Source organism: Mycobacterium sp., assembly GCF_049278535.1.
Lineage (GTDB): Bacteria > Actinomycetota > Actinomycetes > Mycobacteriales > Mycobacteriaceae > Mycobacterium.
The window spans coordinates 1-8,675 of the sequence record NZ_JBAPMI010000382.1; the positions used below are offsets into that span (position 1 = coordinate 1).

Annotated in this window: 6 protein-coding genes; 5 read left to right on the forward strand and 1 reads right to left on the reverse strand. The window is 66.5% G+C overall.

Features of this window, described 5'->3' with window-relative positions; genetic code table 11:
• Positions 1-73: 73 nt before the first annotated feature.
• The gene (glmS, locus tag WAO18_RS24765) at positions 74-1,942 is read left to right on the forward strand and encodes a glutamine--fructose-6-phosphate transaminase (isomerizing) (RefSeq protein WP_422208866.1); all 1,869 of its coding nucleotides are present in this window, start codon (positions 74-76) and stop codon (positions 1,940-1,942) included.
• On the opposite strand, the gene WAO18_RS24770 is transcribed toward glmS, so the two are convergent.
• The gene (locus tag WAO18_RS24770) at positions 1,929-3,869 is read right to left on the reverse strand and encodes a flavin-containing monooxygenase (protein WP_422208867.1); all 1,941 of its coding nucleotides are present in this window, start codon (positions 3,867-3,869) and stop codon (positions 1,929-1,931) included. The two genes, glmS and WAO18_RS24770, sit on opposite strands and share 14 nt — an antisense overlap.
• Before the next feature lie 159 nt (positions 3,870-4,028).
• On the opposite strand from WAO18_RS24770, the gene WAO18_RS24775 reads away from it, so the two are divergent.
• The 4 genes from WAO18_RS24775 to alr all read left to right on the forward strand — a co-directional run.
• On the forward strand, positions 4,029-4,685 hold the full coding sequence (locus tag WAO18_RS24775) for a rhomboid-like protein (RefSeq protein WP_422208868.1): 657 nt from the start codon (positions 4,029-4,031) through the stop codon (positions 4,683-4,685).
• A gap of 60 nt (positions 4,686-4,745) precedes the next feature.
• A complete protein-coding gene (locus WAO18_RS24780) occupies positions 4,746-6,167 on the forward strand; it encodes an NAD(P)H-hydrate dehydratase (RefSeq protein WP_422208869.1) in 1,422 nt (473 codons plus the stop codon).
• Positions 6,168-6,189: 22 nt separating this feature from the next.
• Positions 6,190-7,575, forward strand: a complete 1,386-nt coding sequence (locus WAO18_RS24785) for a glutamate decarboxylase (RefSeq protein ID WP_422208870.1) — start codon at positions 6,190-6,192, stop codon at positions 7,573-7,575.
• 47 nt (positions 7,576-7,622) lie between these two features.
• Positions 7,623-8,675 (forward strand): alanine racemase (alr, locus tag WAO18_RS24790; RefSeq protein WP_422208871.1); only part of this gene is annotated, 1,053 nt, incomplete at its 3' end.

Consider the following 8,675-nt stretch of genomic DNA (forward strand, 5'->3'; position numbering starts at 1 on the left):
CCGTCCCGATCGGGGCGGCTGCACTGCGTTAGAAGGGGCTCGGTGCCGCCAGACTGCACTACCCTGGTGGGCTATGTGCGGAATCGTCGGCTACGTCGGGCACCAGCCTGCCCTTGACGTCGTTGTCGACGCGCTGCGCCGGATGGAGTACCGCGGCTACGACTCGGCAGGTGTGGCGCTGGTCGACGGCGAGGGCAAACTCACGGTCCGTCGGCGAGCCGGCCGGTTGGCCAACCTGGAGAGCGCGCTCGCCGAGACCGACCCCGCAGCCCTGGTCGGCACCACGGGACTCGGGCACACCCGCTGGGCTACCCACGGACGTCCGACCGACCGTAACGCCCATCCGCACCGCGACGCGGCGGGCAAGATCGCCATCGTCCACAACGGGATCATCGAGAACTACGCGACCCTGCGCCACGAGCTCGAGGCGGCCGGCGTTGAGTTTGCCAGCGACACCGACACCGAGGTCGCCGTCCACCTGGTTGCCCACGAATACCACCGCGGCGAAACCGCAGGCGATTTCACCGCTTCGGTGCTCGCCGTGCTGCGCCGTCTCGAGGGCCACTTCACGTTGGTGTTCGCCAACGCCGACGAACCCGGCACCATCGTCGCGGCGCGCCGGTCGACTCCACTCGTCGTCGGCATCGGTGACGGCGAGATGTTCGTCGGCTCCGACGTTGCCGCCTTCATCGGACACACCCGCGAGGCGGTCGAGCTCGGCCAGGACCAGGCCGTCGCGATCACCGCCGACAGCTACCGCGTCACCGACTTTTACGGTAACGACGAGACCGCCAACGCCCGCCAGTTCCACATCGACTGGGACGTGGACGCCGCCGAAAAGGGTGGCTACGAGTACTTCATGCTCAAGGAGATCGCCGAGCAGCCCACCGCGGTGGCCGACACTCTGCTCGGCCATTTCGTCGACGGCCGCATCGTGCTGGACGAGCAGCGTCTCTCCGATCAGGAACTACGCGAGATCGACAAGGTTTTCGTGGTCGCCTGTGGCACCGCGTACCACTCGGGGCTGTTGGCGAAATATGCGATCGAGCACTGGACCCGGCTGCCGGTTGAGGTCGAGCTGGCCAGTGAGTTCCGTTACCGCGACCCGGTGCTGGACCGCAGCACGCTGGTGGTCGCGATCTCGCAGTCGGGGGAGACGGCCGACACCCTGGAAGCCGTGCGGCACGCCAAGGAGCAGAAGGCCAAGGTGCTGGCGATCTGCAACACCAACGGCTCGCAGATTCCGCGGGAGTGTGACGCGGTGCTCTACACCCGCGCCGGGCCGGAGATCGGCGTGGCGTCGACCAAGACGTTTTTGGCGCAGGTCGCCGCCAACTACCTGGTCGGACTGGCGCTGGCGCAGGCTCGCGGGACCAAGTACCCGGACGAGGTCGAGCGCGAGTACCGCGACCTGGAAGCGATGCCCGACCTGGTTGCCCGCGTGATCGCCGAGATCGCGCCGATTGCTGAACTGGCCCAACGGTTCGCCCAGGCGTCGACGATCCTGTTCCTGGGTCGCCATGTGGGCTACCCGGTCGCACTGGAAGGCGCGCTGAAGCTCAAGGAATTGGCCTACATGCACGCCGAGGGCTTCGCCGCCGGTGAGCTCAAACACGGGCCCATCGCGCTGATCGAAGACGACCTGCCGGTGATCGTCGTGATGCCCTCACCGAAGAGTTCGGCGATGCTGCACGGCAAGCTGTTGTCCAACATCCGCGAGATTCAGACGCGTGGGGCGATCACCATCGTGATCGCCGAGGAGGGCGACGACACGGTTCGCCCGTACGCCGACCATTTGTTCGAAATCCCCGCGGTATCAACGCTTTTACAGCCGCTGCTGTCGACCATTCCGCTGCAGGTGTTTGCTGCGTCGGTGGCGCAGGCCCGCGGCTACGACGTGGACAAGCCGCGCAACCTTGCCAAGTCGGTCACCGTCGAGTAGACCTGCTCCGGGTCACAAAGGCGGACCAGTCGGGTTCGCGTGTCGCTGACCAGTATTCGTTGAGCCGCCACGGGCTGACGGTGTGGATCTCGCCGTCGGCGTTCTTGAAGTAGGAGTGCTTGATCGCGGGGTGCGACCACACCATCTGCTTGATTTCGTTCTGGGTGCGCTGGTGCCAGTCCGCCGCTGCGTCGGCAGTCGGTTCGATCGAATGCACCGACGGCTCAGCAAGTTTCGCCAGACACCTGTTGATGTAGCGCATCTGCAGTTCGGAGTTGAAGATCAGGCTGCCGCCGTGGGCCAGATGCGCGCCGGGTCCATAGATCACGAAGAAGTTCGGGAATTGCGGAACGGTGATCCCCAGATAGGCGAACGGCCTGCTACCCCAGACGCTGTGCAGGTCGACGCCGTCGCGGCCGGTGATGGTCATCGGCCACAGCACGTCGGTATGCCGAAACCCTGTGGCGTAGATAATGATATCGACGTCGTGGCTTTCGCCGTCCTCGGTGACGACGCCGTCGGCGGTGATCTCCCGGATCGGCGTGCGGATCAGGTCGACGTTGTCGCGACGCAGCGTGCGTAGCCAGGTACCGTCGTCCTGCAGCGTTCGCTTGCCGGTGGCCGGATAGTCCGGTAGCACCTTGGCCAGCAGCTCCTCGTCACCGTCGACCTGAGCGGTGATCCAGTCGGTAAACATCAGCCGGGCAACAGCATTGATCTCACTGACTGCGTGGTCCTGGTCGGCGTAAGCCGGGTCGACCCGCGCGGCATCCAGCCCCTTGTCTGACCCCGGCCAGAGCACCAGGAATCGGTACCAGCGCGCGTAGAACGGCAGATGGTCCATCGCCCAGCGCACACCGTCGCCGACTTCTTCGTGGTACATCGGGTTGGGGAACATCCACTGTGCGGTGCGCTGGAACACGGTGAGCTGCTCGACGTCGTCGGCGATGGCCGGCGCAATCTGAAACCCGCTGGCGCCCGCGCCGATCAGCGCCACGCGCTTACCGGTCAGATCGACCGACTGGTCCCATGCCGCCGAATGAAAGGACGGGCCACGAAACTTCTTGGCGCCTTTGAACTCTGGTATGTGCGGACGGTTGAGCTGGCCGACCGCGGTGATGACGGCACGCGCCTGCATCGTGGTCAGACCCTCGTCGCCCTCGCGCATGGTGATCGTCCATATGCCGTCCTCGTCGTCCCACTCGACGGTAACGACCTCGCTCTGCCAGCGCACGTGGTCGTTGAGATGATGCTTGTTCATCACGTGGGTGAAGTAGCTCTGCAGCTCCGGTTGTTCGGCGAAGAAATGTGACCAGTCGTTGCTTGGCTCAAAGCTGTAGCAGTAGAAGTGGTTGGCGACGTCGACGCGTGCGCCCGGATAGCTGTTCTCCCACCAGGTTCCACCCGGGCCGGCGTTCTTTTCCACGATGGTGAAGGGAATGTTGGCCTGCCGCAGGCGAATACCGGCGAGAATTCCCGATTCGCCGCAGCCGATCACGATCACCGGGACTTGCGCCGCGTGGTCGGAGTCCAGCGAAACCGGTCTGCGGGGATCGACGCCGTCGAGGTCCATTTCTTCGGCGAGCAGCGCCTGGTAGTCGTCGGGCACGCTTTCGCAGACCGCCCAGTCCATCATTTCCCTGACCAGCTCGGGCGGCAGCGGCGCAAGCTCTGGGCACCCGCGGTCGCGATAGTCGGAGATCACCGGCAGCGCCTCGGCGCGCGCTCGGGCTTTGTCTTCGTCGGACATGAAGCCCTGGACCTCGTTGAGGAAGATCCCGGCCGGTTTGAAGTCGCGGACGAAACGGGCGTCGCCGGTGATGTGCACCAGCGAGAGCAACAGCGTCGGGATGCTGACCTGCTCGAGCGCGGCGGCGATATCGGAGGTGGAGGTGGTGAACGGTTGGCCCGCGTAGCGGCTGCGCACCAAGGAAATCCTTTCGCATCATCGCTGAGCACCTGCGACGCAAGCCGGGATTACGATACGCAGGGTTTCGTAATTGGATTTCAACGATACGCGGAGCGTGGTACCGGATCAAGGGGTCCATCTCGTGGAGCGGGGCTGTGCCGTGCCAAGGTAAACGGCGTGGATGACGTTTCGTGGGGCACGCGACTACGGGGGTGGCTGGCCGGGGCGTGTCGGTTCGTGCGAACCGCGCCGTTGACCTACCTGTGGCTGGCCGTGCTGCTGGGCACCACGATCCGTCAGCTTCAGGCCGGGCGACACTTGCATCGCCTTCTGGTCCATGCATCCACCAATATTCATGAGTTGGCCACCGATCCGCTGCACGTGCTGTTCGAAAGTCTGCTGTGGATCGACGGCCGATCCTGGACACCGTATCTGTTGCTGTTCACTCTGTTCCTGGCGCCCGCGGAGCATTGGCTCGGTCAAATACGTTGGCTCGCGGTCGGATTGACTGCGCACATCGGTGCGACCTATATCAGCGAGGGCTGGCTGTACCTAGCGATCCAGCATCACCACGCGCCAGAGCGTCTGATCCATGCCACCGATATCGGGGTCAGCTACTTTCTGGTCGGCCTGATCGCGGTATTGGCGTATCGCATTACCCGGCCCTGGCGATGGGGCTACCTTGCGGTGTTGATCACCATCTTTGCCGTCCTGCTGGTCATGCAGTTCAGTTTCACTGCGATCGGCCACTTTTCGGCAGTCCTCATCGGCCTGTTGTGCTATCCGATGACTCGACAGCGCCCGGCTATTCCCGGGTCGCGCTCAGGTGGCTGATTTCGGCGCAATTCTTGGCTTCGTCGTCGCTCGCGTTCTGGGGCACGTAATCTGGGCACGGTGCGGCACTACTACTCGGCTGACGCGATCCGCCAGGCCGAAGCGCCGCTGTTGGCCAGCCTGCCCGACGGCGCACTGATGGCGCGCGCCGCCTACGGTTTGGCCACCGCGATCATCACCGAGTTGACTGCCCGCACCGGTGGGGTGGTCGGACGACGGGTGTGCGCGGTCGTCGGCTCGGGCGACAACGGCGGTGACGCACTCTGGGCGGCAACCTTTCTGCGGCGTCGCGGCGCGGCCGCCGACGCGATACTGCTCAAACCCGAACGGACCCACGAGAAGGGGCTGGCGGCACTCCGGCGAGCCGGCGGCCGGATCGTCGAAAGAGTGGCAGCCGGAACGGATCTCGTCATCGACGGCGTGGTTGGTATTTCCGGCTCGGGACCGCTGCGGCCGAACGCTGCCGAAGTCTTCGACGCGGTCGATGCCTCGGCGATCCCGGTCGTCGCCGTCGACATCCCCAGCGGCATCGACGGCGCTACCGGCGCGATCGCCGGCCCGGCCGTCCACGCCGCGCTGACCGTGACGTTCGGCGGTCTCAAGCCCGTGCACGCGCTGGCCGACTGCGGACGGGTGACGCTGATCGACATCGGCCTGAATCTGCCCGATACCGACATCTTCAGTTTCGACGCGGCCGACGTCGCCGCGCGGTGGCCGGTGCCGGGGCCGCATGACGACAAATACACCCAAGGCGTCACCGGCGTGATGGCCGGCTCGTCGACCTACCCCGGCGCGGCGGTGTTGTGCACCGGCGCCGCCGTGGCGGCCACCTCCGGGATGGTTCGCTACACCGGCAGCGCAGACAGCGACGTGCTCGCGCACTGGCCCGAGGTGATCGCGTCGCCCAGCCCGTCCGCCGCGGGCCGGGTGCAGTGCTGGGTGGTCGGGCCGGGGCTGGGCACCGACGAAACCGGTGCTGCCGCATTGTGGTTCGCGCTGGAGACCGACCTGCCGGTGCTGATCGATGCGGACGCGCTGACCATCCTGGCGGCCCACCCCGACATGCTCGCCTCCCGTCGCGCACCGACCGTGCTGACCCCGCACGCCGGCGAGTTCGCGCGCCTGGCCGGTGCGCCACCCGGCGACGACCGCATCGGCGCCACCCGCAAGCTCGCCGACGCGATGGGGGCCACCGTGCTGCTGAAGGGCAACGTCACCGTCGTCGCCGATCCCGGTGGGCCGGTGTACCTCAACCCGGCCGGGCAGTCCTGGGCGGCGACCGCAGGGTCCGGCGATCTGTTGTCCGGGATGATCGGCGCTCTGCTCGCCGCGGGATTGCCTCCCGCCGAAGCAGCCGCGGCCGCGGCGTTCGTTCACGCCCGCGCCGCGGAGCTGTCGGCCGCCGACCCGGGGCCGGGCTACGCGCCGACGTCGGCGTCACGCATCGTCGGTCACATCCGAAGCGCATTAGCCACCCTCTAGCCACCAACCGAAAGGATCCGTCGTGACCGCCAGTCGCCCGTCCGTCCCCGCACACGCGATCGCGCCCGCCTACACCGGCCGCATGTTCACCACTCCGGTGCCGGCCTTGCGGCTGCCCGAGGAGTCGATGGATCCCGAGGCCGCCTACCGCTTCATCCACGACGAGCTGATGCTCGACGGCAGCTCGCGGCTGAACCTGGCGACGTTCGTCACCACCTGGATGGATCCCCAGGCGGACCGGCTGATGGCCGAGACGTTCGACAAGAACATGATCGACAAGGACGAATATCCGCTGACGGCAGCGATCGAGCAGCGCTGCGTATGCATGGTGGCCGATCTGTTCCACGCCGATCACCTGCGTGACGACGACCCTTCGAGCGCCTGCGGGGTCTCCACCATCGGCTCCAGCGAGGCGGTCATGCTGGGTGGCCTGGCGTTGAAATGGCGCTGGCGGGCCAAGATCGGCAAAGGCTGGGAGAAGCGCACCCCGAACCTGGTGATGGGCTCCAACGTCCAGGTGGTCTGGGAGAAATTCTGTCGGTATTTCGACGTCGAGCCGCGCTACCTGCCGATGGAGAAAGGCCGCTACGTCATCACGCCCGAGCAGGTGATCGACGCCGTCGACGAGGACACCATCGGGGTGGTCGGGATCCTGGGCACCACCTACACCGGCGAGCTCGAGCCGATCGCCGAGATCTGCGCGGCACTGGACAAACTGGCCGCGGGCGGCGGCGTGGACGTCCCTGTGCACGTCGACGCGGCCAGCGGCGGGTTCGTGGTGCCGTTCCTGCACCCCGCGCTGAAGTGGGACTTCCGGCTGCCGCGGGTCGTCTCGATCAACGTCAGCGGGCACAAGTACGGGCTGACCTACCCGGGCGTGGGTTTCGTGGTGTGGCGCAGCAAAGAGCACCTGCCCGAGGATCTGGTCTTTCACGTCAATTATCTCGGCGGTGACATGCCGACCTTCACGCTGAACTTCTCCCGCGCCGGCAACCAGGTGGTGGGCCAGTACTACAACTTCCTGCGGCTGGGCCGCGAGGGTTATACCCAGGTGATGCAGACGCTGTCGCAGACGGCGCGCTGGCTGGGTGAGCAGCTGCGCGTGGGCGACCACTGCGAGCTGATCTCGGACGGCTCGGCGATCCCGGTGGTCAGCTTCCGGCTCGCCAGGGACTGCGGGTACACCGAATTCGACCTCTCGCACGAGCTGCGCGGATACGGCTGGCAGGTGCCGGCCTACACCATGCCCGACAACGCCACCGATATCTCGGTGCTGCGCATCGTGGTGCGGGAAGGCTTGTCGGCCGACCTGGCCCGCGCGCTGCACGACGACGCCCGCAGCGCCCTGGCCAGTCTGGACAAACTCAAGCCCGGCGGGCACTACCAGGCCGAGCACTTCGCGCACTGACCTGTCGGAATACGGCCCCGGGCGACGATTCTGGGAGAATGGCGGCCGTGTCCGCAACGCCTATCTCTCTGACGCCTGGCGTCCTCGCCGAGTCCGTGGTGGATCTGGGCGCCATCCAGCACAACGTGCGGGTGCTGCGCGAGCATGCCGGCAGCGCGCAGGTGATGGCCGTGGTCAAGGCCGACGGCTACGGCCACGGCGCCGTCGAGGTGGCCAAGGCCGCGCTGGCCGCGGGTGCTGCCGAACTGGGCGTCGCCACCATCGACGAGGCTCTCGCGTTGCGTGTCGCGGGCATCACCGCGCCCGTGCTGGCCTGGTTGCATCCGCCCCGCATCGACTTCGGTCCGGCGCTGCAGGCCGACGTGCAGATCGCGGTGTCCTCGGCACGGCAACTCGACGAGCTGCTTGGCGCGGTCCGTCGCACCGGCCACCCCGCTGCCGTGACGCTCAAGGTCGACACCGGCCTCAACCGCAACGGTGTCCCGCTGGCGCAATACCCGTCGATGCTGGACGCATTGGCTCCCGCCATCGCCGAGGATTCCATTCGGCTGCGAGGCATCATGTCGCACATGGTGTACGCCGACCAACCCAATAACCCGATCAATAACCTTCAGGCGCAACGGTTTTCCGACATCGTGGCGTTGGCCCGTGAAAAGAAGGTGCCGTTCGACGTCGCGCATCTGTCGAACTCCTCGGCCACCATGTCGCGACCCGAGCTGGCCTTCGACATGGTCCGTCCCGGCATCGCGCTGTACGGGCTGAGCCCGGTGCCGACACTGGGTGACATGGGTCTGATGCCGGCAATGACGGTGAAATGCTCTGTAGCGCTGGTGAAATCAATTCACGCCGGTGAAGGCGTGTCCTACGGGCACACCTGGATCGCACAGCAGGACACCACCGTGGCCCTGATGCCGATCGGCTACGCCGACGGTGTCTTCCGGTCGCTGGGTGGACGGCTCGAGGTGCTGATCAACGGCCGCCGTCGCCCCGGTGTCGGCCGCATCTGTATGGACCAGTTCCTCGTCGACCTGGGCCCCGGCCACGTCGACGTCGCCGAAGGCGATGAGGCGATCCTGTTCGGGCCGGGCACCCGCGGCGAG